Genomic DNA, 25727 nt, shown 5'->3' on the forward strand with positions numbered 1-25727 from the left:
GTATCCGCAATGATCGTCAGAACCCTCGCCGAGTGCGAAAAGACCGACCGCAAGGTCCACAGCCAGACCGGCACCTGGGACAGCACGCGCATGCTGCTCAAGGACGACAAGGTGGGATTCTCCTTCCACATCACCACCATCTACGCCGGCAGCGAGACGCACATCCACTACCAGAACCACTTCGAGTCGGTGTACTGCATCAGCGGCAATGGCGAGATCGAAACCATCGCCGACGGCAAGATCTACAAGATCGAGCCGGGCACGCTGTACGTGCTGGACAAGCATGACGAGCACCTGCTGCGCGGTGGCAGCGAAGACATGAAGCTGGCCTGCGTCTTCAACCCGCCGCTCAACGGGCGCGAAGTGCATGACGAAAGCGGCGTCTATCCGCTGGAGGCCGAAACCGTCTGATACCGGTTCAACCGGGGCGGCCACCGCGCCGCCCCGCCATTACAAGAAAGGAGGTAAGCGTGAACCCTATGCAAGCCGACCTGTATCCCTCGCGCCAGGAAGACCAGCCCAGCTGGCAGGAACGCCTGGATCCGGTCGTCTACCGCAGCGACCTGGAGAATGCGCCGATCGCGGCAGAGCTGGTCGAACGCTTCGAACGCGACGGCTACCTGGTCATCCCCAATCTGTTCAGCGCCGACGAAGTCGCGCTGTTTCGCGCCGAACTCGAGCGCATGCGCCAGGACCCGGCCGTCGCCGGTTCCGGCAAGACCATCAAGGAACCCGACAGCGGTGCGATCCGCTCGGTGTTCGCCATCCACAAGGACAACGAGCTGTTCGCCCGCGTCGCAGCCGACGAGCGCACCGCCGGCATCGCCCGCTTCATCCTTGGCGGCGACCTGTACGTGCATCAGTCGCGAATGAACTTCAAGCCCGGCTTCACCGGCAAGGAGTTCTACTGGCACTCGGATTTCGAGACCTGGCACATCGAGGACGGCATGCCGCGCATGCGCTGCCTGTCCTGCTCGATCCTCTTGACCGACAACGAGCCGCACAACGGCCCGCTGATGCTGATGCCCGGCTCGCACAAGCACTACGTGCGCTGTGTCGGAGCCACACCGGAAAATCACTACGAGAAGTCCCTGCGCAAGCAGGAGATCGGCATCCCCGACCAGAACAGCCTGAGCGAGCTGGCCAGCCGCTTCGGCATCGACTGCGCCACCGGCCCCGCCGGCAGCGTGGTGTTCTTCGACTGCAACACCATGCACGGCTCCAACGGCAACATCACGCCCAGCGCGCGGAGCAATCTGTTCTACGTCTACAACCACGTGGATAATGCCGTGCAGGCTCCGTTCTGCGAGCAGAAACCGCGCCCGGCCTTTGTCGCCGAACGCGAGAATTTCAAGCCGCTGGACATTCGGCCGCAACAGTATCTCTGAGGCGATGGGGCGCGTCTGATGACGGGCCCCTTCCCCCGGCTTGGCCGATCGCTACCGGCCCAGGGAAATTCACTCCAGCTCGTTGATCGACAGGTGCGCCAGCTGCGCGCCGGGCCCGTCAACGGCCTGCCAGATTCGGACGCTATAAAAAGATGCATACCGTGGAAAAGATCGGCGGCACGTCGATGAGCCGCTTCGAGGAAGTTCTCGACAATATCTTCATCGGCCGCCGGGAAGGCGCAGCGCTGTACCAGCGTATCTTCGTCGTCTCGGCCTACAGCGGCATGACCAACCTGCTGCTGGAGCACAAGAAGACCGGCGAGCCCGGCGTCTACCAACGCTTCGCCGATGCGCAGAGCGAAGGTGCCTGGCGCGAAGCGCTGGAGGGTGTGCGCCAGCGCATGCTCGCCAAGAACGCCGAGCTGTTCAGTTCCGAATACGAACTGCACGCCGCCAACCAGTTCATCAACTCGCGCATCGACGATGCCAGCGAGTGCATGCACAGCCTGCAGAAGCTGTGCGCCTACGGCCACTTCCAGCTCTCCGAACACCTGATGAAGGTGCGCGAGATGCTCGCTTCCCTCGGCGAAGCCCACAGCGCCTTCAACTCGGTGCTGGCGCTCAAGCAGCGCGGCGTCAACGCGCGCCTGGCCGACCTCACCGGCTGGCAGCAGGAAGCACCGCTGCCGTTCGAGGAGATGATTTCCAGCCACTTCGCCGGCTTCGACTTCAGCCGCGAACTGGTGGTCGCCACCGGTTACACCCATTGCGCCGAAGGCCTGATGAACACCTTCGATCGCGGCTACAGCGAGATCACCTTCGCCCAGATCGCCGCCGCCACCGGCGCACGCGAGGCCATCATCCACAAGGAATTTCACCTCTCCTCGGCCGACCCGAATCTGGTGGGTGCCGACAAAGTGGTCACCATCGGCCGCACCAACTACGACGTCGCCGACCAGCTGTCGAACCTCGGCATGGAGGCGATCCACCCGCGCGCCGCCAAGACCCTGCGTCGCGCCGGCGTCGAACTGCGCATCAAGAATGCCTTCGAGCCCGAGCATGGCGGCACGCTGATCAGCCAGGACTACAAGTCCGAGAAGCCCTGCGTCGAGATCATCGCCGGGCGCAAGGACGTCTTCGGCATCGAGGTGTTCGACCAGGACATGCTCGGCGACATCGGCTACGACATGGAGATCAGCAAGCTGCTCAAGCAGCTCAAGCTCTATGTGGTGAACAAGGATTCCGACGCCAACAGCATCACCTACTACGCCTCCGGTTCGCGCAAGCTGATCAACCGCGCCGCGCGGCTGATCGAGGAGCAGTACCCGGCCGCCGAGGTCACCGTGCACAACCTGGCCATCGTTTCGGCCATCGGCTCCGACCTCAAGGTCAAGGGCATTCTGGCCAAGACCGTGGCCGCTCTGGCCGAGGCCGGCATCAGCATCCAGGCGATCCACCAGTCGATCCGTCAGGTGGAGATGCAGTGCGTGGTCAACGAGGAAGACTACGACGCCGCCATCGCCGCGCTGCACCGCGCACTGATCGAGCCGGAAAACCATGGCGACGTGATCGCCGCAGCCTGATTCGGGCTTGCAACACAAAACGCCGGGCTCGTCCCGGCGTTTTGCTGTCTGCACGGCCGCCCATCCCGTATGACGCCGATCAATACCGCCCGCTCGGGGCGGGAGGACCATGGCTGCAAGCGGCGCCTGCCGGTCGCAAGACGCGCGAGGCGCCCCATCGCTCCCCCATGAAGCAGGAGTTGCCATGTTCCCCGAGTACCGCGATCTGATCACCCGTCTCAAGGCTGAAAACAAGACCTTTGCCCGCCTGTTCGACGAGCACAACGACCTCGACCAGCGGGTGAAGAACATCGAGGCGCACATCGTGCCGGGCACCGACAGCGAGGTGGAAAACCTGAAGAAGCAGAAGCTGCAGCTCAAGGATCGCCTCTACGACATGCTCAAGGAGGCATCCGTCGCCTGACCCTCTGCGCGCCCCGCTCGCGGGGCGCTGCCTGCCGCGTCATTGCGGACAACGCTCGACGCGCAATCGCCGGGCAAGCGCAGTAAAATGCCGCGCTTTCGATACCCCTGCGAGTCCCGCGCCATGAACACCCCCAACCGCACCGAGCTGCTGTCGCCTGCCGGCACGCTGAAATCCATGCGCTACGCCTTCGCCTACGGCGCCGATGCGGTGTACGCCGGGCAGCCACGCTATAGCCTGCGCGTACGCAACAACGAGTTCGACCACGCCAACCTGAAGGTCGGCATCGACGAGGCCCACGCGCTGGGCAAGCAGTTCTACGTGGTGGTCAACATCGCCCCGCACAACGCCAAGCTCAAGACCTTCATCAAGGACCTGGAGCCGGTGGTGGCGATGGGCCCGGACGCGCTGATCATGTCCGACCCGGGCCTGATCATGCTGGTGCGCCAGCATTTTCCGCAGCAGACCATCCACCTCTCGGTACAGGCCAATACGGTGAACTGGGCGACGGTGAAGTTCTGGGAAAGCCAGGGCGTCTCCCGGGTGATCCTTTCCCGCGAGCTGTCGCTGGAGGAGATCGGCGAGATACGCGAGCAGGTGCCGGGCATGGAGCTGGAAGTGTTCGTCCATGGTGCGCTGTGCATGGCCTATTCCGGTCGCTGCCTGCTGTCGGGCTACATCAACAAGCGCGACCCCAACCAGGGCACCTGCACCAATGCCTGCCGCTGGGAATACAAGACCCACGAGGCCAAGGAGGACGAACTGGGCAACTCGGTGCACCTCTACGAGCCCATCGCCGTGCAGCAGGTCGAGGCGCAGGGCAACCCGACCCTGGGCGTCGGAGCGCCCACCGACAAGGTGTTCCTGCTCGAGGATGTCTCGCGGCCCGGCGAGTTCATGGAGGCGACCGAGGACGAGCACGGCACCTACATCATGAACTCCAAGGACCTGCGCGCCGTGCAGCATGTCGAGCGGCTGGTGCAGATGGGCGTGCACTCGCTGAAGATCGAAGGCCGCACCAAGAGCCACTACTACGTGGCGCGTACCGCGCAGGTCTACCGCAAGGCCATCGATGATGCACTGGCCGGCCGGCCGTTCGACAAGTCGTTGATGGACACCCTCGAATCCCTGGCCCACCGCGGCTATACCGAGGGTTTCCTGCGCCGTCACGTGCACGACGAATACCAGAACTACGAACGCGGCTTCTCGCTCTCCGAGCGCCAGCAGTTCGTCGGCGAGCTGACCGGCGAGCGGCGCAACGGCCTGGCCGAGGTGAAAGTGAAAAACCGCTTCGCGGTCGGCGACAGGCTGGAGCTGATGACACCGCAGGGCAATCTCAACCTGCGCCTGGAGGCCCTGGAAAGCAGCCGCGGCGAGGCCATCGAGGTTGCGCCGGGCGACGGCCACACCGTCTATCTGCCGGTCCCGCAGGACGTGGACCTGCACTTCGGCCTGCTGATGCGCGAGCTGGAGGGCGGCAGCAGCACCCGCGGCTGAAGCTGGGCGGGCATCCCCCCGCTAGCGCAGCAGCTCGGCGAACTGCTCGGCCGGCACCGGCGGGCTGAGCAGGTAGCCCTGGATTTCGTCGCACAGGTTGGCCTTGAGGAAGTCCATCTGCGCCTGGGTCTCCACGCCCTCGGCCACCACTCGCCGTTCCAGGCTGTGAACCATGGCGATGATGGCACGGGTGATCGCCGCATCCTGGGTGGAATGCTCCACCTCGCTGATGAACGAGCGGTCGATCTTCACGTAGTCCACCGGGAAGCGCTTGAGGTAGCTCAGCGACGAGAAACCGGTGCCGAAGTCGTCGATCGCCAACTTCACGCCCAGGGCACGCAATTGCTCGCTGATGCTGATGGCGTTATCGATGTCGTCCAGCAGCTGACTCTCGGTCAGTTCCAGTTCCAGCATCGCTGGCGGCAGCCCGGTCTCTTCCAGCACCTGGCGCACCAGACTGACGAAGTTGCCCTGACGCAGCTGCTTCACGGAGAGGTTCACCGACACGCGGATGTCCGCCAGCCCTTCCTGCTGCCAGCGGCGTGCCTGGCGGCAGGCCTCGCGCAGGACGAACTCGCCCAGCGGAATGATCAGCCCGGTTTCCTCGGCCAGCGGAATGAAGTCCGCCGGCGTGACCAGTCCGCGCTGCGGGTGGCGCCAGCGCACCAATGCCTCGGCGGCCTCCAGGCTGTCGTCGGCCAGACTCAGACGCGGCTGGTAGAAGACTTCCAACTGGCCGACTTCCAGCGCCTTGCGCAGCTGGTTTTCCAGTTGCAGGTAGTGCATGCCGGATGCCTGCGGGCGGTCGGTGAAGAACTGCAGGGTGTTGCCGCCCAGGTGCTTGGCCTGCTGCATGGCGGTGCTGGCCTGGCGCAGCAGGACCTCGGCATCGCGGCTGTTGTCCGGCAGCAGGCTGACACCGATGGAAGCGCTGATCACCAGCTCCTGTTCGCCGATGACGATCGGCTTGCGGATGCGCTGCAGCAGACGACTGCCCAGGTGCGCCAGACCGCTGAGGCTGCCGTAGGCGTCGAGCAGCACGACGAATTCGTCGCCGGACAGGCGGGCGATGGTGTCGGCCTCACCGAGGGTCTGGCTCAGCCGTCGAGACACCTCGCGCAGCAACGCATCAGCCGCCTCGTGGCCGAGGCTTTCATTGAGCAGCTTGAAACGGTCCAGATCGATATACAGCACCGCCATGTTGCGGCCGTTGCGGCGCACCCGCTGACAGGCTTCCTGCAGCCGCTCCTTCAGCAGGCCGCGGTTGGCCAGCCCGGTGAGATCGTCGTAATGGGTCAGGTAGCGCAAACGCTCCTCGATCTTGCGCCGCACGCTGAGGTCGGAGACGAAGGCGACCACATGGGTGACGCTGCCGTTGGCATCACGCACCTCGCGCAGCTGCACCCACTGCGGATAGACCTCACCGCTCTTGCGCGTCTCGATCAGCTCGCCCTGCCAGTGACCGTGCCGCTCCAGCGCCTCGCGCATGGTCTCGTACTGCCGCTGGCTCTCCGGCGAGCCGGCGATACGCGCCACGCTGTGGCCGAGCAGTTCCTCGCGGCTGTAGCCGGACAGCGTGCAGCAGGCGTCATTCACCGCCAGGACACGGTAGCGATCGTTCATGATCACGATGCCTTCGCTGGCGGCCTCGAACACCGTGGCGGCCAGGCGCTGCTGCTCGGCCTGACTGCGCAGCTCGCTGATGTCACGGCGCGTGCCGATCATGCGCAGCGCACGGCCATTGGCGTCACGCTGGATCACCCGCCCGCGGTCTTCCAGGCATAGCTCGCTGCCATCGGCGCACAGGGCACGGTACTCGATGACGAAGGATTCGGTTTCGCCCTTCAGATGGGCGATCAGGGTGGCACGCACACGCTGCAGGTCGTCGGGATGGATATCCGGCAGTCGCGAACCGTCTTTGCCGTAGCGATTTTCCAGGCCGATGCCGAACACCACCTGCATGCGCGAGTGATGTACACGGTTGTTCTGCAGATCCCAATCCCACAGGCCGAGGTCACTGGCCTCCAGCGCCAGGGTCAGCCGCGCCTCGCTCTCGCCGAGTTCAGCGGTGCGCTCGGCGACGCGCTGTTCGAGGCCGTCGTAGGCGCTGCGCAGCTGCTGTTCGGCATGCCGGCGCTGCTCGACCTCGGTGGCCAGGCGGCCATTGAGCAGGTCGGCTTCGCGGCGGGCCTTCTCCAGCCGCTCGATCAGCCGCTGCCGGTGCAGGCGTTGTTCGATGCTGTCGGTGACCAGCCGGCTGATCTGCCAGGCGATCAGACTGAGCGTCGCCAGCACGATCATCGCCAGCACGCCCCAGCCCTGCTGCAGCGGCTCGCCGCTGGTCATCAGCAGCAGTCCCGCCGGCAACAGACAGGGCACGGCGAAACTGAAAAAGGCCGGCAGGCTGACGCCATAGGCGACACTGGCGGCCAGCACCACGGAGCCCATCAAGCCGTAGAGCAAGGCCTGGGTGACAAAGGTATCGGCCGGCACCAGCGCCACCATGGCGTAGGACAGGCTCAACGCCGAGGCACTGCTGCCCAGCAGGAAGCGCCAGCGCCAGTGCGGCGCCGCCTGCGCCTCGGGGCTGGCTCGATTGAAGGCTCCGACCTGCTGCAGGCGCAACAGCCCGAGCGTGGCCATCCAGCCCAGCCAGACGCCGAGTTCGATACCGCCCTGTTCGGGCCAGAGCACCACCCCGCAGATCAGCGTGGTGAGCAGCAACAGCAGGGCGGGAGCGCGCGAACCGCGATACAGCAACCGCGTGTGCTCGGCAGCCTGCTCGACCGCCGAAGCCTCGTCAGTGACATGCTGCGTTGACGCCGGGCAGGCGGCTCGAATGGAATCGGTCATGAATATTGTTCTAGTAGTAACTGCACCCGAATCAGGTTCCGGCGGAACCACAACACGGCCGATAATGGCACGTTGCTAGCCTCACGTCATATCGCGCTGCGTCGGAAATGCCATGATCTCCGTCCGAACCGACCAGCGGATCGTCGGCACCAGACGTGATGCCGCCTGTGCTGCGGCTGCGCCGGATTGCCGCAAATGCCGCGCCCGAACGGACCACAGGGCGAGCGCAGCGCGGGCATTTCCAATAGAATGCCGCGATGCATGACGATCTCTCCCTTCTCCTGAATTCCCTCAACGATGCCCAGCGCCAGGCCGTGGCCGCGCCGCTGGGCCGGCAACTGGTGCTGGCCGGCGCCGGCTCGGGCAAGACCCGTGTACTGGTGCACCGCATCGCCTGGCTGCACCAGGTCGAGCGCGCATCATTGCACTCAATCCTGTCGGTGACCTTTACCAACAAGGCCGCCGCGGAGATGCGCCAGCGTATCGAGCAGCTGCTGCACGTCAACCCGCAGGGCATGTGGGTGGGCACCTTTCACGGCCTGGCCCACCGCCTGTTGCGCGCGCACTGGCAGGAAGCCAAGCTGGCGCAGAACTTCCAGATCCTCGACTCCGACGACCAGCAGCGCCTGGTCAAGCGGGTGATCCGCGAGCTCGGCCTCGACGAGCAGCGCTGGCCGGCGCGCCAGGCGCAGTGGTGGATCAACGCGCAGAAGGACGAAGGACTGCGTCCACGCAACATCCAGCCCGGCGGTGATCTGTTCCTCGCCACACAGCTGAAGATCTACGAAGCCTATGAAGAGGCCTGCGCCCGCGCCGGCGTCATCGACTTCTCCGAGCTGCTGCTGCGTGCGCTGGATCTGTGGCGCGACCACCCCGGCCTGCTCGAGCACTACCAGCGGCGCTTCCGCCATGTGCTGGTGGATGAGTTCCAGGACACCAACGCCGTCCAGTACGCCTGGCTGCGGCTGCTGGCCAAGGGTGGCGAGAGCCTGATGGTGGTCGGCGACGACGACCAGTCGATCTACGGCTGGCGCGGCGCGCGCATCGAGAACCTGCACCAGTTCAGCGCCGACTTCCCGGATGCCGAAACCATCCGCCTGGAACAGAACTACCGCTCCACCGCCTGCATCCTCAAGGCCGCCAACGCGCTGATCGCCAACAACCAGGGTCGCCTCGGCAAGGAACTCTGGACCTCCGGCTGCGAGGGCGAGCCGATCAGCCTGTACGCTGCGTTCAACGAGCACGACGAAGCGCGTTACGTGGTCGAGAGCATCGAGAAAGCCATCCGCGACGGCATGAGCCGCAGCGAGATCGCCATCCTCTACCGCTCCAACGCCCAGTCGCGGGTACTGGAAGAGGCGCTGCTGCGCGAGAAGATCCCCTACCGCATCTACGGCGGCCAGCGCTTCTTCGAGCGTGCCGAGATCAAGAACGCCATGGCCTACCTGCGCCTGATCCAGACCCGCGACAACGACGCGGCGCTGGAGCGGGTGATCAACGTGCCGGCCCGCGGCATCGGCGAAAAGACCGTCGAATGCCTGCGTCAGCTGGCCCGTGAACAGGGCCTGTCGATGTGGGCTGCGCTGCATCAGGCGGTCGGCACCAAGGCGGTTTCCGGGCGCGCCGCCAGCGCGCTGAACGGCTTCGTCGAACTGGTCGACACCCTGGCGCTGAAGGTCGAGAAACTGCCGCTGCACAGCATGGCGCAACTGGTCATCGAGGAATCCGGGCTGCTGGCCTACCACCGCGACGAGAAGGGCGAGAAGGCCCAGGCGCGAGTGGAAAACCTTGAGGAACTGGTGTCCGCCGCCCGCGCTTTCGACAGTTACAGCGAAGAGGAAGACGACATCCAGTCGCCCCTGGCCGCCTTCCTCGACCACGCCTCGCTGGAGGCCGGCGAACAGCAGGCCGGCGACCACGAGGACAGCGTGCAGCTGATGACCCTGCACAGCGCCAAGGGTCTGGAGTTTCCGCTGGTGTTCCTGGTCGGCATGGAAGAAGGCCTGTTCCCGCACAAGATGAGCCTGGAGGAGTCCGGCCGTCTGGAAGAGGAACGCCGCCTGGCTTACGTGGGCATCACCCGCGCCATGCAGCAGCTGGTGATCACCTACGCCGAAACGCGCCGGCTGTACGGCAGCGAGACCTACAACAAGGTCTCGCGCTTCGTCCGCGAAATTCCACCGGCGCTGGTGCAGGAAGTGCGGCTGAGCAACACGGTGACGCGCTCGTTCAGCGGCAAGAGTATGAGCGGCTCGTCGCTGTTCGACGGCGCCGGCGTGCCGGAAACACCGTTCAACCTCGGCCAACGCGTGCGCCATTCGCTGTTCGGCGAAGGCACCATCCTCAACTTCGAAGGCTCCGGCGCCCAGGCTCGGGTGCAGGTGAATTTCGAGGACGAGGGCAGCAAATGGCTGATGCTCAGCTACGCAAAACTTGAAGCCCTGTGAGGTTGACGCTAACGTCAACCCGTCATACCAACCAGTCATTCCTATAAGAAGAATCTTCCAAGGATACCGACCCATGAAACGCCGCCATCTGTTCGGTGCTGCCGCTGCCTTGCTTGCCACCCTCGGCCTCGCCGGTTGCAACGATGACAAGAAAGTCGAAACCACAGGCCAGCAGGCCGCCAGCGAACCCGCCAAGACTTACACCTGGAAGATGGTCACCGCCTGGCCGAAGAACTACCCGGGGCTGGGCACCGCCGCCGAACGCCTGGCCGAGCGCGTCAAGGTGATGAGCGACGGCCGCCTGACCATCAAGGTCTACGCCGCCGGCGAACTGGTGCCGGCGCTGGAAGTGTTCGATGCCGTCTCCCGCGGCACCGCCGAACTGGGCCATGGCGCTGCCTATTACTGGAAGGGCAAGGTGCCCACCGCGCAATTCTTCACCTCCGTGCCGTTCGGTCTGTCGGCCATCGAGATGAACGCCTGGCTGAGCAAGGGCGAAGGCCAGAAATTCTGGGATGAGGCCTATGCCCCGTTCGGCGTGAAGCCCATGGTGGTCGGCAACACCGGCATGCAGATGGGCGGCTGGTACAACAAGGAGATCAATTCGCTGGGCGACCTGCGCGGCCTGAAGATCCGCATGCCGGGCCTGGGCGGCGAAGTGCTGGCGCGTCTCGGCGCGACCACCGTGAACCTGCCCGGCGGCGAGGTGTTCACCGCGCTGCAGACCGGTGCCATCGACGCCACCGACTGGGTCAGCCCGTACAACGACCTGGCTTTCGGCCTGCACAAGGCCGCGAAGTACTACTACTACCCGGGCTGGCAGGAGCCGCAGGCGGTGCTGGAACTGCTGGTCAACCAGAAGGCGCTCGATACCCTGCCCGAGGACCTGCAGGCCATCCTCACCGAGGCGACCCGTGCCGCCAGCCGCGACATGATGGATGACTATGTCTACAACAACGCACTGGCGCTCGATCAGCTCAAGCAGCAGGGTGTGGAGCTCAAGCGCTTCCCCGACGAAGTGCTGGACGCCATGCAGGAGCAGTCGGAGCTGGTGCTCGGCGAGCTGGCCGCGCAGAGCGAGCTGAACGGCCGCATCTGGGCCTCGATGAAAGCCTTCCAAGAGCAGGTCAAGCCGATGCACGAGATTTCCGAGAAGGAACTGTACAACTGGCGTTGACTGCCCTGACGAACGGAGCACCGGGCTCCGTTCGCTTTCCAGGACCAGCGCAAGCGTCTGCCGGCACCGCCGGACGCGACCAACGGTCGCAAGCAAAAGCTCGTAACATACTGCCCCTCGCCAACCCCTGCCCGGCTCGGCAGGATGGCGCGCGTACCTCCACTTAATTCAAGCGGGAACACTCAATGCAACGTGTGCTTAGCATTTTCATGGCGCTGTGTATCAGCCTGACCTTCGCGCTGGATGCCCACGCCAAGCGCTTTGGCGGCGGCAAGAGCTTCGGCTCGGCACCGAGCCACCAGACCCGCCAGGCGCCCCAGCAGACCCAGGCCGCACCGTCCCAGGCCGGCAAGCAGGCTGCGGCTGCGCCCAGTGGTGCCTCGCGCTGGCTCGGCCCGCTGGCCGGTCTGGCCGCCGGCGGCCTGCTCGCCTCGATGTTCATGGGCGACGGCTTCGAGGGCATCCAGTTCATGGATATCCTGATCTTCGGCCTGATCGCCTTCCTGCTGTTCCGCTTCCTCGCCGCCCGACGCCGCCAGCAGCAACCAGCCATGGCCGGTCACGCGCCAATGCAGCGCGAGATGCCGCAGCAACCAGCGACCTCCATCTTCGGTGGCAGCGCCGCCCCGGTCGCCGCCGCTCCGGTGATCAATGCCCCGGCCTGGTTCAACGAGCAGAACTTCGTTGCGGCCGCGCGCGAGCACTTCCTCTCGCTGCAGCAGCACTGGGACGCCAACGAGATGGACAAGATCGCCGAGTTCGTTACCCCGCAGCTGCTGGGTTTCCTCAAGCAGGAGCGCGCCGAGATCGGTGATGCCTATCAGTCGACCTACATCGACGATCTGCAGATCCAGCTCGACGGCGTCGACGACAATGCCGAGAAGACCACCGCAACGCTGACCTTCAGCGGCGTGGCCAAGACCTCGCGCTTCGACCAGGGCGAACCCTTCAGCGAGAGCTGGCGCATGGAGCGTGTGCAGGGCGAGAACCAGCCCTGGCTGGTGGCCGGTATCCGTCAGAACGCCTGATCGGCACCGTTCCGGAACCCACACCGGCCTGCCTCCGGACAGGCCACGATAACCCCGCTCCGGCGGGGTTTTTCGTTTCTGCCGCGCCCTCCTCGACCTTTTGCTGCGCAAAAAAAACCGGCCGCGGAGCAAACCGCGGCCGGCACAGCGACGCATCCGATCATTTCCTGAGGAAGTCCAGCAGGTCCTGATTGAAGCGCGCCTTGTGGGTGTCGGTCAGGCCGTGCGGCGCACCGGGGTAGACGATCAGCTTCGCATCCTTGATCTGCGCTGCGGATGCCTTGCCGGAGATGTCCAGCGGCACGATCTGGTCGTCGTCGCCATGGATCACCAGGGTCGGCACGTCGAACTTCTTCAGGTCCTCGCGGAAGTCGGTGGCCGAGAAGGCGGCGATGGAGTCATAGGTGTTCTTGTGCCCGGCCTGCATGCCCTGCGCTCGCCAGTTGTCGATCAGCCCCTGGGAAACCTTGGCGCCCGGCCGGTTGAAGCCGTAGAACGGGCCGGAGGCAAGGTCCAGGTAGAGCTGCGCACGATCTTCCAGCGAGGCCTTGCGAATGCCGTCGAACACCTCCAGCGGAAGGCCGTCAGGATTGTCCTCGGTGCGCAGCATCATCGGCGGCACGGCGCTGACCAGCACGGCCTTCTTCACCCGCCCGGTGCCGTGGCGACCGATGTAGCGCGCCACCTCACCACCACCGGTGGAGAAACCCACCAGGGTCACGTCCTGCAGGTCGAGCGCGTCGATCACCGCCGCCAGGTCGTCGGCGTAATGATCCATGTCGTTGCCTTCCCAGGGCTGGCTGGACCGGCCATGGCCGCGGCGGTCATGGGCGACCACGCGATAGCCCTCGGATGCGAGAAACAGCATCTGCGATTCCCAGCTGTCGGAACTCAGCGGCCAGCCGTGGCTGAAGGTCACCACCGGGCCGTCCTTCGGGCCCCAGTCCTTGTAGTAGAGCTGCACGCCATCGGCGGTAGTGATGGTGCCGGCTGTATGTGCGACAACAGCGGCGCTGCCGGGCTTCGCCGGTTGTGCGGCCTGGGCGGCGAAGGAGGGCTGCAGCGCGATGGCCAGCAGCGGCATGGCGAGGGTACGGGTGATCGGATTCATGGCATGGGTCTCCTGTTCGAAAGGGTGGCGGTCCGGCTCAGTCGGCGATGACCAGCGTGACGTCGATGTTTCCGCGGGTAGCGTTGGAATAGGGGCAGACGATGTGGGCCTGCTCGACCAGGTTCTGCAGCAGGTCGCGGGCAACGCCGGGGGCACTGATGGTCAGCTCGGCCTCGATGCCGAAGCCGGTGGGGATCTGGCCGATGCCGACCTTCCCAGTGATGCGCGTATCCACCGGCAGAGTGACCTTCTGCTTGCCGGCGACGAATTTCAGCGCCCCGAGAAAGCAGGCCGAGTAACCGGCGGCGAACAGCTGCTCGGGATTGGTCCCGGCACCACCGGCGCCGCCCAGCTCGCGCGGCGTGGACAGCTGCACGTCAAGCGCCTGGTCGGAGGAGCTGGCGCGGCCTTCGCGGCCGCCGGTGGCGGTGGCAATAGCGGTGTAGAGAATCTTCTCGATGGACATGGTGGTGACTCCTGTTTCGGGTTGCCGGAGCGGTGTTGCCCGGTAAGCGCTATTCTCCTCAGCACGAAAAACTATTGGTGACGTAAAGTCTTTGAAAATTGATCAGGAGTACAAAGATGGCTGACCGCCTCGCTGCACTGATGACGCACTTCCCGATGCGCGCCCAGGTGTTCAACACCGGGCCGCTGTGCGGCATCAACACGTTGCAGAGCGATGGCGTGCACGGACAACTGCACCTGATTCGCCGCGGTGCGGTGGAGGTCCGCTACGGCCGGGAGACACTGCACGTCACGCAGCCGAGCCTGCTGCTGTTCCCGCGACCGCTGACGCATCGCTTCATCACCGCGCCGGACTGCGAGGTGGACATGGTCTGCGCGAACCTGACGTTCGAGGGGGGCAGGGCCAACCCGATCGCCTCTGCCCTGGCCGATCTGGTCTGCCTGCCGCTGGATGGCGTGTGGGGCGCCGAGCCGGTGCTCTCACTGCTGTTCGAAGAAGCCTTCGAACAGCGCTGCGGGCGCATGGCGCTGGTGGAGCGGCTGGTGGAGGTGGTGATGATCCAGATCCTGCGTCAGCTGATGGAAAGCGACGAGGTCAGCGGCGGCCTGCTCTCCGGCCTCGCCCATCCGCGTCTGCGCAACGCGCTGGTGGCCATGCACGAAGCGCCCGCACAGGACTGGACGCTCGACAACCTCGCCGGCGTCGCCGGAATGTCGCGTAGCGCCTTCGCCACCAGCTTCCGCGAAACGCTCGGGCAGACGCCCGGCCAGTATCTGCAGGGCTGGCGCGTCCGCCTGGCGCAGAAGGCGCTGCAGCGCGGGCGGCCGCTGAAGGTGATCGCCACCGAGGTCGGCTATGGCAGCGAAGCGGCGCTTTCGCGCGCATTCAAAGCTCAAGCCGGACAATCGCCGCGGGAATGGAAAAACCAGCTTGCCGCCTCGACCGGCGCCTGAAGCCGCCATGTGACCGATCGGCTGGCTGCAAGGGCAGCGGCGGCACCCGGAATTAATCCTTCACTTTCCGAAAGCTTGACTAAGCTGCTTTAGCAGACGCCGGCAAAGCATCGGCGTTTCAGCCTGATAAGAAGGAGAACCTCCGATGGACATGAACCGTCGACAGTTCTTCAAGGTCTGCGGTGTGGGCCTTGGGGCGTCGAGCATGGCGGCATTGGGCATGGCCCCGCCGACGGCGTATGCCGAGTCGATCCGGCATTTCAAACTGACCAACACCCGTGAAACCCGCAACACCTGCCCCTACTGCTCCGTCGGCTGCGGGCTGATCCTCTACAGCCAGGGCAGCGGCGGCAAGAACGTCGCACAGAACATCATCCACATCGAAGGCGACTCCGATCACCCGGTCAACCGCGGCACGCTCTGCCCGAAGGGCGCCGGCCTGCTGGACTTCGTTCACAGCCCCAACCGCCTGACCCATCCGGAAGTCCGCGAAGCCGGCAGCAACGAGTGGAAGCGCATCGAGTGGAGCGAAGCCCTCGACCGTATCGCCCGACTGATGAAGGACGACCGCGACGCCAACTTCATCGAGCGCAACGACAAGGGCCAGACCGTCAACCGCTGGCTGAGCACGGGCTTCCTCGCCGCTTCGGCGTCCTCCAACGAGGCCGGTTACATCACCCACAAGGTGGTGCGCTCGCTCGGCATGCTGGGATTCGACAACCAGGCACGTGTCTGACACGGCCCGACGGTGGCAAGTCTTGCCCCGACGTTTGGCCGCGGCGCCATGACCAATCACTGGAGCGATATCCAGAACGCCGATCTGATCCTGATCATGGGCGGTAACGCCGCCGAAGCGCACCCGTGCGGCTTCAAATGGGTCACCGAAGCCAAGGCGCGCAACAAGGCGCGGCTGATCGTGGTCGATCCACGCTTCACCCGTTCGGCCTCGGTGGCTGACATGTATGCGCCGATCCGCACCGGTACCGATATCGCCTTCCTCGGCGGACTGATCAACTACCTGCTGGAAAACGACAAGATCCAGCACGAGTACGTGGTCAACTACACCGACGTCTCGTTCATCGTGAAGGAAGGCTTCGGTTTCGAGGACGGTCTGTTCAATGGCTATGACGCCGAGAAGCGCAGCTACCCGGACAAATCCACCTGGAGCTACGAGCTGGACGAGGACGGCTTCGCCCGCGTCGACAAGAGCCTCACCCATCCGCGCTGCGTCTATAACCTGCTCAAGCAGCACTACAGCCGCTATACACCGGAGGTGGTCAGCAACATCTGCGGCACGCCGCAGGACAAGATGCTGCAGATATGGGAAACCATCGCCGAGACCTCGGCCCCGGGCAAGGTCATGACCATCATGTATGCCCTGGGCTGGACGCAGCACTCGGTGGGCTCGCAGATGATCCGCACCGGCGCCATGGTGCAGCTGCTGCTCGGCAACATCGGCATGCCCGGTGGCGGTATGAATGCCCTGCGCGGGCACTCCAACATCCAGGGCCTGACCGACCTGGGGCTGCTCTCCAACCTGTTGCCGGGCTACATGACCCTGCCGCTGGAGGCCGAGCAGGACTACACCGCGTACATCGCCAAACGCACCGCCAAGCCACTGCGCCCGGGGCAGCTGTCCTACTGGCAGCACTACGAGAAATTCCATGTCAGCCTGATGAAGGCCTGGTATGGCAAGAACGCCACGGCGGAGAACAACTGGGGCTACGACTGGCTGCCGAAGCTGGATATCCCCGGCTACGACGTGCTCAAGGTGTTCGACATGATGTACCAGGGGCAGGTCAACGGCTATTTCTGCCAGGGCTTCAACCCCATCGCCTCGTTCCCCAACAAGGCCAAGGTGAGCGCGGCGCTGGCCAAGCTCAAGTACCTGGTGATCATGGACCCGCTGGCCACCGAGACCTCGGAGTTCTGGCGCAACGCCGGCGAGTACAACGACGTCGACACCGCCAGCATCCAGACCACGGTGTTCCGCCTGCCGACCACCTGCTTCGCCGAGGAGGACGGCTCGCTGGTGAACAGCGGCCGCTGGCTGCAATGGCACTGGAAGGCCGCCGAGCCGCCAGGCCAGGCGAAGACCGACGTGGTGATCATGGGCGGGCTGTTCCATCGCCTGCGCGAGCTCTACAGCAAGGAAGGCGGTGCCTATGCCGAACCGCTGCTGAACATCGACTGGGCCTATCGCCAGCCGGAAGAACCGACCGCAGAGGAAATTGCCCAGGAGTACAACGGCAAGGCACTGGCCGACGTCTTCGACCTGCAGACCGGCGCCCAGCTGGCCAAGGCCGGCGAGTTGCTGCCGGGCTTCGGCCTGCTGCGCGCCGACGGCACCACCTCGAGTGGCTGCTGGATCTTCTGCGGCTCCTGGACCCAGGCTGGCAACCAGATGGCCCGTCGCGACAACGCCGACCCTTACGGCATGGGCCAGACGCTTGGCTGGGCCTGGGCCTGGCCGGCCAACCGGCGCATCCTCTACAACCGCGCCTCGGCCGATCCGGCCGGCAATCCATGGGATGCGCAGAAGAAGCGTCTGGTCTGGTGGGATGGCGGCAAGTGGGGCGGTACCGACGTGCCGGACTTCAAGGTCGATTCACGTCCGGAAGATGGCATGAACCCCTTCATCATGAACCCCGAAGGGGTGGCACGGCTGTTCGCCGTGGACAAGATGAACGAGGGGCCATTCCCCGAGCACTACGAGCCGTTCGAGACGCCGATCGGGCGCAACCCGCTGCATCCGGACAATCGCCAGGCGATCAGCAACCCCGCCGCACGGGTGTTCAAGAACGACATGGAGTTGTTCGGCAGCGCCGACGAGTTCCCCTACGCAGCGACCACTTACCGCCTCACCGAGCATTTCCACTTCTGGACCAAGCACTGCCGGCTCAACGCGATCACCCAGCCCGAGCAGTTCGTCGAGATCGGCGAGGTGCTGGCCAAGGAGCTCGGCATCGCCGCCGGCGAGCGGGTCAAGGTGTCGTCCAACCGCGGCTATATCAAGGCGGTGGCGGTGGTGACCAAGCGCATCAAGCCGCTGACGGTGGACGGCAAGACCGTGCACCAGATCGGCATCCCGCTGCACTGGGGCTTCGCCGGCGTGGCGCGCAACGGTTACCTGACCAACACGCTGACGCCGTTCGTCGGTGACGCCAACACCCAGACGCCGGAGTTCAAGTCGTTCCTGGTCAACGTGGAGAAGGCATGATGGCTACTCAAGACGTGATTGCCCGCTCCGCCACGACCACCGAGCGGCCGTCGATCCGCGAGATCGGCGAAGTGGCGAAACTGATCGACACCTCCAAGTGCATCGGCTGCAAGGCCTGCCAGGTGGCGTGTTCGGAATGGAACGACCTGCGCGACGAGGTCGGCACCAGCCACGGGACCTACGACAACCCGATCGACCTCACCGCTGAATCCTGGACGGTGATGAAGTTCGCAGAGTACGAGAACCCCGGCAGCGGCAACCTCGAATGGCTGATCCGCAAGGACGGCTGCATGCATTGCGCCGACCCGGGTTGCCTCAAGGCCTGCCCGGCGCCGGGGGCGATCGTGAAGTACGCCAACGGTATCGTCGACTTCAACCAGGACCACTGCATCGGCTGCGGCTATTGCATCACCGGTTGCCCGTTCGACATCCCGCGCATCTCCGAGAAGGACAAGAAGGCCTACAAGTGCACGCTCTGTTCCGACCGCGTGTCGGTCGGGCTGGAGCCGGCCTGCGTGAAGACCTGCCCCACCGGCGCCATCGTATTCGGCAGCAAGGAGGACATGAAGGAGCACGCCGCCGGGCGCATCGCCGACCTCAAGGAGCGGGGTTTCGACCAGGCCGGCTTGTACGACCCCGATGGCGTCGGCGGTACGCACGTAATGTACGTGCTGCATCATGCCGATCAGCCCTCGCTGTACAACGACCTGCCGAACGAGCCCACCATCAGCCCGCTGGTCAGCCTGTGGAAGGGCATGACCAAGCCCCTCGCCCTGCTGGGCATGGGCGCGGCGGTGCTGGCCGGCTTCTTCCACTACACGCGGGTCGGCCCGATTCGCGTCGAGGAAGAGGACGACAAGGCCGAGCTCAGCGAGCCCGTGGTGCATCAGGTCGATCCTTCGGTGCATGTGGTCGATCCCAAGGAGCCGCGACCCTGACCGCGCGGCCCCGTTCGCGGGGCCGCCTTCGGTGTCCGCTCGCTCAAGGAGTCAACGATGAACAACAACGAGATCGAACGCTACAACCCCTCGCAACGGACCAACCACTGGATCGTCGCGATTCTCTTCGTGCTCGCCGCGCTGTCCGGCCTGGCACTGTTCCATCCGGCGCTGTTCGGCCTCTCGGGGCTGTTCGGCGGCGGCACCTGGACGCGCATCCTGCACCCCTTCATCGGGGTCGCGATGTTCGTCTTCTTCCTCTGGCTGGCGATCCGTTTCGCCGGACACAACCGCATCGAGGCGCGGGATCGCCAGTGGCTTCGGCAGATCAACGACGTGGTGCACAACCGCGAGGACAAGCTGCCGGAAGTCGGCCGCTACAACGCAGGGCAGAAGGTGCTGTTCTGGGTGCTGATCCTCAGCATGCTGGTGCTGCTGCTCAGCGGCATCGTCATCTGGCGCGAGTACTTCAGCAGCTTCTTCGGCATCGTCTCGCTGCGCTGGGCCAGCCTGCTGCATGCGGCCGCCGCCTTCGTGCTGATCGTCAGCATCATCGTGCACATCTACGCAGCCATCTGGATCAAGGGGTCGATGGGCTCGATGCTCTACGGCACCGTCAGCCGGGCCTGGGCGCGCAAGCACCATCCGGCCTGGTACCGGGAGATCAACCAGCGCAAGTAAGCGCCGCCAAGCACGCCGGAGATTCCCGCCGCCGCGGGAATCTTCGCCCGTGCATGCCATCGAAAGCCGAGCTATAACCGTGACGGACTATGCTGTTCGGCATAACCACAAGAAAAGGAGTCCTGCGTGGCAGGCACCATTCTCGAGCCCGGGCAGATCGAAGCCGCTGCCAGCAAACCACCCTTCACCAACCTGCCGCCGCGCGATCTGTTCGCCCTGCGCAGCGAGCGCCTCGCCAAGCTCGCCGAAGATCATCCGCTGGCCGACTACCTGCGCCTGCTCGCCGGCGTATGCCAGGCTCAGCAGCAGGTGCTGGACAACCCGCCTGCCAGCGCACCGCTCGACCCTGCGCGCACCCGCGAATGCTTCAAGCACGCCATGCCGCCGCTGGCCGCCGACACCCTGGTGCGCGAAGGGGCGTGGCTGCCGCTGCTCGATGCCTGGCTGGATGCCTTCGCGGTGCCGGACAACCTGTCGGTGATCGCTGCCATCGACCAGCTGCGCCGCGCCGACAGCGGCCAGCGCAAGGCCTGGGCCGTGGCGCTGGTCAGTGGCCAGTACGACAGCCTGCCGCCGGCGCTGGTGCCCTTTCTCGGCGCCGCGCTGCAACTGGCCTGGACCCACTGGCTGCTCCAGCTCGACCTCTCCGACCTGCGCGAACGCGAAGACCAGACCCTCTGCCCCTGCTGCGGCGCACCGCCCATGGCCGGGGTGATTCGCCACCGCGGGCAGCTCAACGGCCTGCGCTACCTGGTCTGCTCCCTGTGCGCCTGCGAATGGCACTACGTGCGCCTGAAATGCAGCCACTGCCGCAGCACCAAGAAGCTCGACTACCTGCACTTCGAAGGCTCGCCCAACGGCATCAAGGCCGAGGCCTGCCCCGAATGCAACGGCTACCTCAAGCAGCTCTATCTGGAGCTGGCACCGGACGGCGAAAGCCTGTCCGCCGACCTGGCGACGCTGGACCTCGACCTGCTGCTGGCCGATCAGGGCTACAACCGCCAGGCACCCAACCTGCTGCTGGCACCGGGTAACGAGGCATGAGCAGCAGCCATCTGCCCTCGGTCGACAAGCTGCTGCGCGATCCGGCCTGCCAGCCACTGCAGCAGCGCTATGGTCGTCAGGCGCTGCTGGCGACGCTGCGCGACCTGCTCGACGAACTGCGCGAACCGGCTCGCCGTGGCCAGCTGGCCGCGCAGGAACTGTCCGAAGCGGTGCTCGCCGGGCGCGCCGGCGAACGCCTGGCCAGCCAGCACAAGAGCCGCGTGCGCCGAGTGTTCAACCTCACCGGCACGGTGCTGCACACCAACCTCGGTCGCGCCCTGTTGCCGGATGAGGCCATCGAGGCGATCACCCTTGCGGCGCGCTATCCACTCAACCTGGAATTCGATCTCGCCACCGGCAAGCGCGGCGATCGCGACGACCTCATCGAAGGACTGATCCGCGAGCTGACCGGCGCCGAGGCGGTCACCGTGGTCAACAACAACGCCGCCGCCGTGCTGCTGGCCTTGAACAGCCTCGGCGCACGCAAGGAAGGCATCATTTCCCGTGGCGAGCTGATCGAGATCGGTGGTGCCTTCCGCATCCCGGACATCATGGCCCGCGCCGGCGTGAAGCTGCATGAAGTCGGTACCACCAACCGCACCCACGCCAAGGATTACGAAGCGGCCATCAACCCGCGCTCAGGGCTGTTGATGCGCGTGCACACCAGCAACTACAGCGTGCAGGGTTTCACTGCCAGCGTCGCCACCGCCGAGCTGGCGCGCATCGCCCATGCCCACGATCTGCCGTTGCTGGAAGATCTGGGCAGCGGCAGCCTGCTCGACCTCTCGCGCTGGGGCCTGCCCAAGGAGCCGACGGTGCAGGAAGCGCTGCGCGACGGCGCCGACATCGTCACCTTCAGCGGCGACAAGCTGCTCGGCGGCCCGCAGGCCGGGCTGATCGTCGGCAGCAAGGCGCTGATCCAGAAGATTAAGAAGAACCCGCTCAAGCGCGCCCTGCGCGTCGACAAGCTGACCCTTGCGGCGCTGGAAGCGGTGCTCAACCTCTATCGCGACCCCGACCGCCTGGCCGAACGCCTCACCAGCCTGCGCCTGCTCAGCCGCCCGCAGACGGAGATCCGCACCCAGGCCGAACGCGTCGCCCCGGCGCTGACCGCCGTGCTCGGCGAGAGCTGGCATGTCGCAGTAACCGATGCCCTGGGCATGATCGGCAGCGGCGCGCAGCCGGTAGCCCGTCTGCCCAGCGCCGCCCTGTGCCTCCGCCCGCAGCAGCCCAAGCGCCTGCGCGGCCGCAGCCTGCGCCAGCTTGAAGAAGCGCTGCGCTGCCTGCCGATTCCGGTCCTCGGGCGCATCGACGACGACGCCCTCTGGCTCGACCTGCGCCAACTGGACGACGAGCCGGCCTTCCTCCAGCAACTGGCGCACCTGCAAGAGGAGCTGGCCCGTTGATCGTCGGGACCGCCGGCCATATCGACCATGGCAAGACCGCACTGCTCCACGCCCTCACCGGGCAACAGGGCGACCGCCGTCGCGAGGAGCGCGAGCGTGGCATCACCATCGACCTCGGCTACCTCTACGCCGACCTCGGCGAAGGCAGCCTCACCGGTTTTATCGACGTGCCGGGCCACGAGCGCTTCGTGCACAACATGCTGGCCGGCGCCAGCGGCATCGACTGCGTGCTGCTGGTGGTAGCCGCCGATGACGGCGTGATGCCGCAGACCCGTGAACACCTGGCCATCGTCGAGTTGCTCGGCATCCGCCGGGCACTGGTGGCGCTGACCAAGATCGATCGCGTCGAGCCGGCGCGCATCGCCGAAGTCGAGCAACAGATCGAAAACCTGCTGGCCGCCGGAGCACTGGCCGGAGCGCCGATCTTTCCGGTTTCCAGCATCCGCGGCGATGGCATCGACGCCCTGCGCGCCGCGCTGATCGACGAGGCCGCCCGCACCGCCGCCCGCAGCGACAGCGGCCACTTCCGCCTGGCCATCGACCGCGCCTTCAGCGTCACCGGCGCAGGCGTAGTGGTCACCGGCACCGCCTTTGCCGGGCGCGTGCGAGTCGGCGACGAACTGTTGCTCGGCCCCGCCGGCAAACGCGTGCGCGTCCGCGGCCTGCACGCGCAGAACCGCGAAGCGGACGAAGCCCATGCCGGCCAGCGCGTGGCCCTGAATCTTGCCGGCGAGCGGCTGGCCGTGGAGCAGATCCATCGCGGCGACTGGCTGCTGCACCCACTGCTGCACGCACCGACCCAACGCATCGACGTCGACTTCCAGCTGCTGCCGGGCGAAGCCCACGAACTCAAGCACTGGACGCCCGTGCACGTGCACCTCGGCGCCCAGGACGTCACCGCCCGCGTCGCCCTGCTCGAAGGCACGAGCCTGGCGCCGGGCGAACGCGCTTTCGCCCAGCTACTGCTCAACGCACCGAGCCACGCGGTACATGGCGACCGCATCGTCCTGCGCGACCAGTCCGCCCAGCGCACCCTTGGCGGTGGCCGTGTGCTCGACCCCTTTGCACCGCCACGCAATCGCCGTCGTGCCGCGCGGCTGGAGCAACTTCGCGCCCTAAACCAGCCGAGCCTGGAGCAGGCATTGCCGCCACTGCTCGCCAGCGCCACCAATGGCATCGACCCGCAAGGCCTGGAACGCCAGTTCAACCGCCCGCGCGAAGGCTGGCAGCTCCCGCACGGCGTATTGGAAATCGGCACCCGACTCGGCCCACGGCTGTTCGACCAGGCCCGCTGGCGCGAACTCGAAACCGCGCTGCTCGACTCGCTCCAGCGTTTTCACGAAGAACAACCCGACGAACTTGGCCCCGACCGCGACCGCCTGCGTCGCTACGCCCTGCCGCAGCTGGAGCGGCCGGTGTTCATCGCCCTGCTGGAACAGGCACTGGCCGCCGGCCGCATCGAAACCAGCGGCCCGTGGCTGCACCGCCCCGATCACCGGGTGCGCCTGAGCGATGCGGAAGAAGATTTGAAAGCGCGCCTGTGGCCATTGCTCGAAGCCGGCCATTTCGACCCACCCTGGGTCCGCGACCTGGCCCGCGACCTCGGCGTCGACGAAATGCAGATGCGCAACCTGCTACGCAAGCTCGCCCGTCTCGGCCTGCTGCAACAGGTGGTGAAAGATTTGTTCTACCCCGAGTTCACCATTCGCCAACTCGCGGGGCATGTACTGCAACTGGAAGCGCAAAGCGGCGTAATCCGCGCCGCCGCCTTCCGCGACCGCATCCAGCTCGGCCGCAAACGCAGCATCCAGCTGCTCGAACACTTCGACCGCATCGGCCTCACCCGCCGCTTCGGCAACGAACGCAAAGTCCGCCAGGACAGCGCCTTGGCGATCCAGTCAGCCCTGGGGTAGGCTGGTCGCCGCTTCCTTTCCCACATCAAGACCAGATAAGGAAGGCAATCGCACCCGGTGGTGCGGCCGGGCTTCAAACCCGGTTGGGGGCGGCAGCCGCTCCCGGGTGAGTTCGACTCTCACTGCCTTCCGCCAATCTCCTTCTCCTCTACCGCCCTCCCCTTAGCCGCCAGGTCGATGTGCAACAGTCTGACCTATGGGCGATATCAAAAAGCCATCGATTTATCGTGCGAAGCGCGTCACAATCGTCGTTTTTCTTTCCAGGGATGGGAGAGACCCTTGTGAACGATCGGATCGATGAACGGCGTGCGTTTCATGCACTGCGAGACCATATCGATTGCCTGTTGACTGCAGGTGCTTCGCTGGTGGGCCGGGACCCGGTGCAGCTGAGTCTGCAGGGCCGCACGTTGACGGTACGGCATGGAATGCTGGTCAACGAGAATGGCCATCAGGACCTTGTTGAGACGCTGGCAGAACTGGAATGGTCGAACAAGCGCACCCGCGATATGGCGATCGAGCTCTGCATCCGCCAGCTCGATCAGGCGATCAAGGAAAGCTGCGACAAGGTACTGGGCTGTTCGACGCCCGATAAATCCTGAGATTGCGCCTGGGCATGTTGTTGAGGGTGGGCTGAAGCCCACCGTACCGAGCAGCCTGCAGCACCGTTACTTCCACTGCAACGCCTGCACATGGGCGTTGGCCGGGTCGAAGTTGTCCAGGCGCATGCGTTCGGCGATTGCCGGCTGGGCTGCTTCACCCTTTGGGAAGGCGTCGCGCACAGCAGCCCAGTTCTCGGGTTGCAGGCGGACCATCCAGCCTTCGCCGTAACAGTCCTGGTTGATCAGCCCGGGGCGCTTCAGCAGCGCTTCGTTCACCGCCAACAGTGTGCCGCTAAGCGGACAGCGTGCCGAGGACGCGGCCTTGGCGAATTCCACCACGCCGAAGCTGCGGTCGCGCTCGATGCGGGCGCCGACGCGCTTGGGAGTAAAGGCGAATATCTGGCCGTAGAGCGCGCAACCGTAGGCAGTCAGGCCGAGGGTGACGCTGCCGTCGGCTTCCTCGCGCAGCCACAGGCTGTGCTCCGGCGCGTAACGCAGCGTGTCGGGAAATTCCAGGCCCTGTACATTCATAGGGTCAGCACCCGCTCGTACTCCAGGATCATCTGCGCCAGCTCGCCACCGCTGGAGATGTCGTCCAGCTCGGCGATCAGCGCGGTGGCTTCCAACTGGGCGCCGGGCTGGCGGCACATCAGCAGCCGCGCGCCCGCCGCTTTGGCATTGCGAATAAAGTGCAGCAACGGCTCGCCCCCGTCCACCGCGCGCAGCGTTGCGGCGACCTCGGGTTGCGCCAGCTGCGTGGCCTCTCCGGTGAGGTAGAGCGTGACCTCGGCATCCATGCAGGCGAGCAGCGTCGCGATGTGGAATGGCGCGGCGCAACGGGCGGGGGTACTGGGGCCGCTGGCTACCAGGATCAGCACGCGTGGTGAGGGAGACTGCTGCATAACGCCTCTTCTGGACCAGGCCGACGAGTTAAGCCGTCAAGCGCACGTTCGCCGCCGTTCGGGCCATTGCATGAAACTATCATCACCATAGCCTACAGTCTCGATTTCATGGTCTAGG

At 65.5% G+C, this 25727-nt stretch carries 21 protein-coding genes and 1 tRNA gene; 17 read left to right on the forward strand and 5 right to left on the reverse strand.

All coding sequences use genetic code 11. The features are described from left to right. Positions 1 to 9 precede the first annotated feature (9 nt). From ACVRRC_RS02210 to trhP, 5 genes are all read left to right on the forward strand, one after another. Positions 10 to 411, forward strand: a complete 402-nt coding sequence (locus ACVRRC_RS02210) for an ectoine synthase (RefSeq protein WP_013981379.1) — start codon at positions 10 to 12, stop codon at positions 409 to 411. 68 nt (positions 412 to 479) lie between these two features. Further along, positions 480 to 1388: an ectoine hydroxylase gene (gene thpD, locus ACVRRC_RS02215; protein WP_011911424.1), complete on the forward strand. Its 909-nt coding sequence runs from the start codon at positions 480 to 482 to the stop codon at positions 1386 to 1388. 152 nt (positions 1389 to 1540) lie between these two features. Further along, complete coding sequence (locus ACVRRC_RS02220) at positions 1541 to 2971, forward strand: aspartate kinase (protein ID WP_013981377.1); 1431 nt, start codon at positions 1541 to 1543, stop codon at positions 2969 to 2971. A gap of 184 nt (positions 2972 to 3155) precedes the next feature. Beyond that, the gene (locus tag ACVRRC_RS02225) at positions 3156 to 3374 is read left to right on the forward strand and encodes an HP1242/YdcH family protein (protein ID WP_011911422.1); all 219 of its coding nucleotides are present in this window, start codon (positions 3156 to 3158) and stop codon (positions 3372 to 3374) included. Between the two features lie 123 nt (positions 3375 to 3497). Further along, a complete protein-coding gene (gene trhP / locus ACVRRC_RS02230; RefSeq protein ID WP_048330370.1) occupies positions 3498 to 4871 on the forward strand; it encodes a prephenate-dependent tRNA uridine(34) hydroxylase TrhP in 1374 nt (457 codons plus the stop codon). Between the two features lie 21 nt (positions 4872 to 4892). Here the strand turns inward: trhP and ACVRRC_RS02235 are convergent, their stop codons facing one another. Next, positions 4893 to 7724 carry a putative bifunctional diguanylate cyclase/phosphodiesterase gene (locus ACVRRC_RS02235; protein WP_125885825.1) on the reverse strand — a complete coding sequence of 944 codons (2832 nt, stop codon included), beginning with the start codon at positions 7722 to 7724 and terminating at the stop codon, positions 4893 to 4895. A 257-nt stretch (positions 7725 to 7981) separates the two neighbouring features. Between ACVRRC_RS02235 and uvrD the strand changes: the two genes are divergently transcribed. The 3 genes from uvrD (at position 7982) to ACVRRC_RS02250 (ending at position 12376) form a co-directional block, all read left to right on the forward strand. Then, entirely contained in the window at positions 7982 to 10171 is a 2190-nt protein-coding gene (uvrD, locus tag ACVRRC_RS02240; RefSeq protein WP_472996581.1) for a DNA helicase II, read from the forward strand. A 73-nt stretch (positions 10172 to 10244) separates the two neighbouring features. Then, entirely contained in the window at positions 10245 to 11348 is a 1104-nt protein-coding gene (locus ACVRRC_RS02245) for a TRAP transporter substrate-binding protein (RefSeq protein ID WP_013981372.1), read from the forward strand. Positions 11349 to 11533: 185 nt separating this feature from the next. Beyond that, positions 11534 to 12376, forward strand: a complete 843-nt coding sequence (locus ACVRRC_RS02250) for a Tim44 domain-containing protein (RefSeq protein WP_011911417.1) — start codon at positions 11534 to 11536, stop codon at positions 12374 to 12376. Positions 12377 to 12536: 160 nt separating this feature from the next. On the opposite strand, the gene ACVRRC_RS02255 is transcribed toward ACVRRC_RS02250, so the two are convergent. Beyond that, positions 12537 to 13487: an alpha/beta fold hydrolase gene (locus ACVRRC_RS02255; RefSeq protein ID WP_170801092.1), complete on the reverse strand. Its 951-nt coding sequence runs from the start codon at positions 13485 to 13487 to the stop codon at positions 12537 to 12539. Positions 13488 to 13524: 37 nt separating this feature from the next. Next, entirely contained in the window at positions 13525 to 13953 is a 429-nt protein-coding gene (locus ACVRRC_RS02260) for an organic hydroperoxide resistance protein (protein WP_125864956.1), read from the reverse strand. 116 nt (positions 13954 to 14069) lie between these two features. On the opposite strand from ACVRRC_RS02260, the gene ACVRRC_RS02265 reads away from it, so the two are divergent. The 9 genes from ACVRRC_RS02265 to ACVRRC_RS02305 all read left to right on the forward strand — a co-directional run bounded on the left by ACVRRC_RS02265 (position 14070) and on the right by ACVRRC_RS02305 (position 24707). Next, positions 14070 to 14906, forward strand: coding sequence for an AraC family transcriptional regulator (locus ACVRRC_RS02265; RefSeq protein WP_079329272.1), 837 nt, complete (start codon positions 14070 to 14072; stop codon positions 14904 to 14906). A 145-nt stretch (positions 14907 to 15051) separates the two neighbouring features. Next, entirely contained in the window at positions 15052 to 18126 is a 3075-nt protein-coding gene (gene fdnG / locus ACVRRC_RS02270; protein ID WP_108241268.1) for a formate dehydrogenase-N subunit alpha, read from the forward strand. Continuing rightward, a complete protein-coding gene (gene fdxH / locus ACVRRC_RS02275; protein ID WP_472996757.1) occupies positions 18126 to 19064 on the forward strand; it encodes a formate dehydrogenase subunit beta in 939 nt (312 codons plus the stop codon). The genes fdnG and fdxH overlap by 1 nt, the downstream gene beginning before the upstream one ends. Positions 19065 to 19121: 57 nt before the next feature. Continuing rightward, positions 19122 to 19745 carry a formate dehydrogenase subunit gamma gene (locus ACVRRC_RS02280; RefSeq protein ID WP_014595468.1) on the forward strand — a complete coding sequence of 208 codons (624 nt, stop codon included), beginning with the start codon at positions 19122 to 19124 and terminating at the stop codon, positions 19743 to 19745. A 126-nt stretch (positions 19746 to 19871) separates the two neighbouring features. Then, positions 19872 to 20789 carry a formate dehydrogenase accessory protein FdhE gene (gene fdhE / locus ACVRRC_RS02285; RefSeq protein WP_048328215.1) on the forward strand — a complete coding sequence of 306 codons (918 nt, stop codon included), beginning with the start codon at positions 19872 to 19874 and terminating at the stop codon, positions 20787 to 20789. Next, a complete protein-coding gene (gene selA / locus ACVRRC_RS02290; protein ID WP_472996582.1) occupies positions 20786 to 22195 on the forward strand; it encodes an L-seryl-tRNA(Sec) selenium transferase in 1410 nt (469 codons plus the stop codon). The genes fdhE and selA overlap by 4 nt, the downstream gene beginning before the upstream one ends. Continuing rightward, the gene (gene selB, locus ACVRRC_RS02295; RefSeq protein ID WP_095461216.1) at positions 22192 to 24108 is read left to right on the forward strand and encodes a selenocysteine-specific translation elongation factor; all 1917 of its coding nucleotides are present in this window, start codon (positions 22192 to 22194) and stop codon (positions 24106 to 24108) included. Before selA ends, selB begins: the two co-directional genes overlap by 4 nt. Positions 24109 to 24147: 39 nt before the next feature. Beyond that, positions 24148 to 24243: transfer RNA gene (locus tag ACVRRC_RS02300), tRNA-Sec, on the forward strand. A 146-nt stretch (positions 24244 to 24389) separates the two neighbouring features. After that, complete coding sequence (locus ACVRRC_RS02305; RefSeq protein WP_061373730.1) at positions 24390 to 24707, forward strand: hypothetical protein; 318 nt, start codon at positions 24390 to 24392, stop codon at positions 24705 to 24707. 66 nt (positions 24708 to 24773) lie between these two features. On the opposite strand, the gene ACVRRC_RS02310 is transcribed toward ACVRRC_RS02305, so the two are convergent. Both ACVRRC_RS02310 and ACVRRC_RS02315 read right to left on the reverse strand, forming a co-directional pair. After that, complete coding sequence (locus ACVRRC_RS02310) at positions 24774 to 25238, reverse strand: glycine cleavage system protein H (protein WP_061373729.1); 465 nt, start codon at positions 25236 to 25238, stop codon at positions 24774 to 24776. After that, positions 25235 to 25609, reverse strand: coding sequence for a DsrE family protein (locus ACVRRC_RS02315; protein ID WP_061373728.1), 375 nt, complete (start codon positions 25607 to 25609; stop codon positions 25235 to 25237). Before ACVRRC_RS02315 ends, ACVRRC_RS02310 begins: the two co-directional genes overlap by 4 nt. Between the last annotated feature and the right edge of the window lie 118 nt (positions 25610 to 25727).

The sequence above is a fragment of the Stutzerimonas sp. LR2 genome (genome assembly GCF_055755175.1).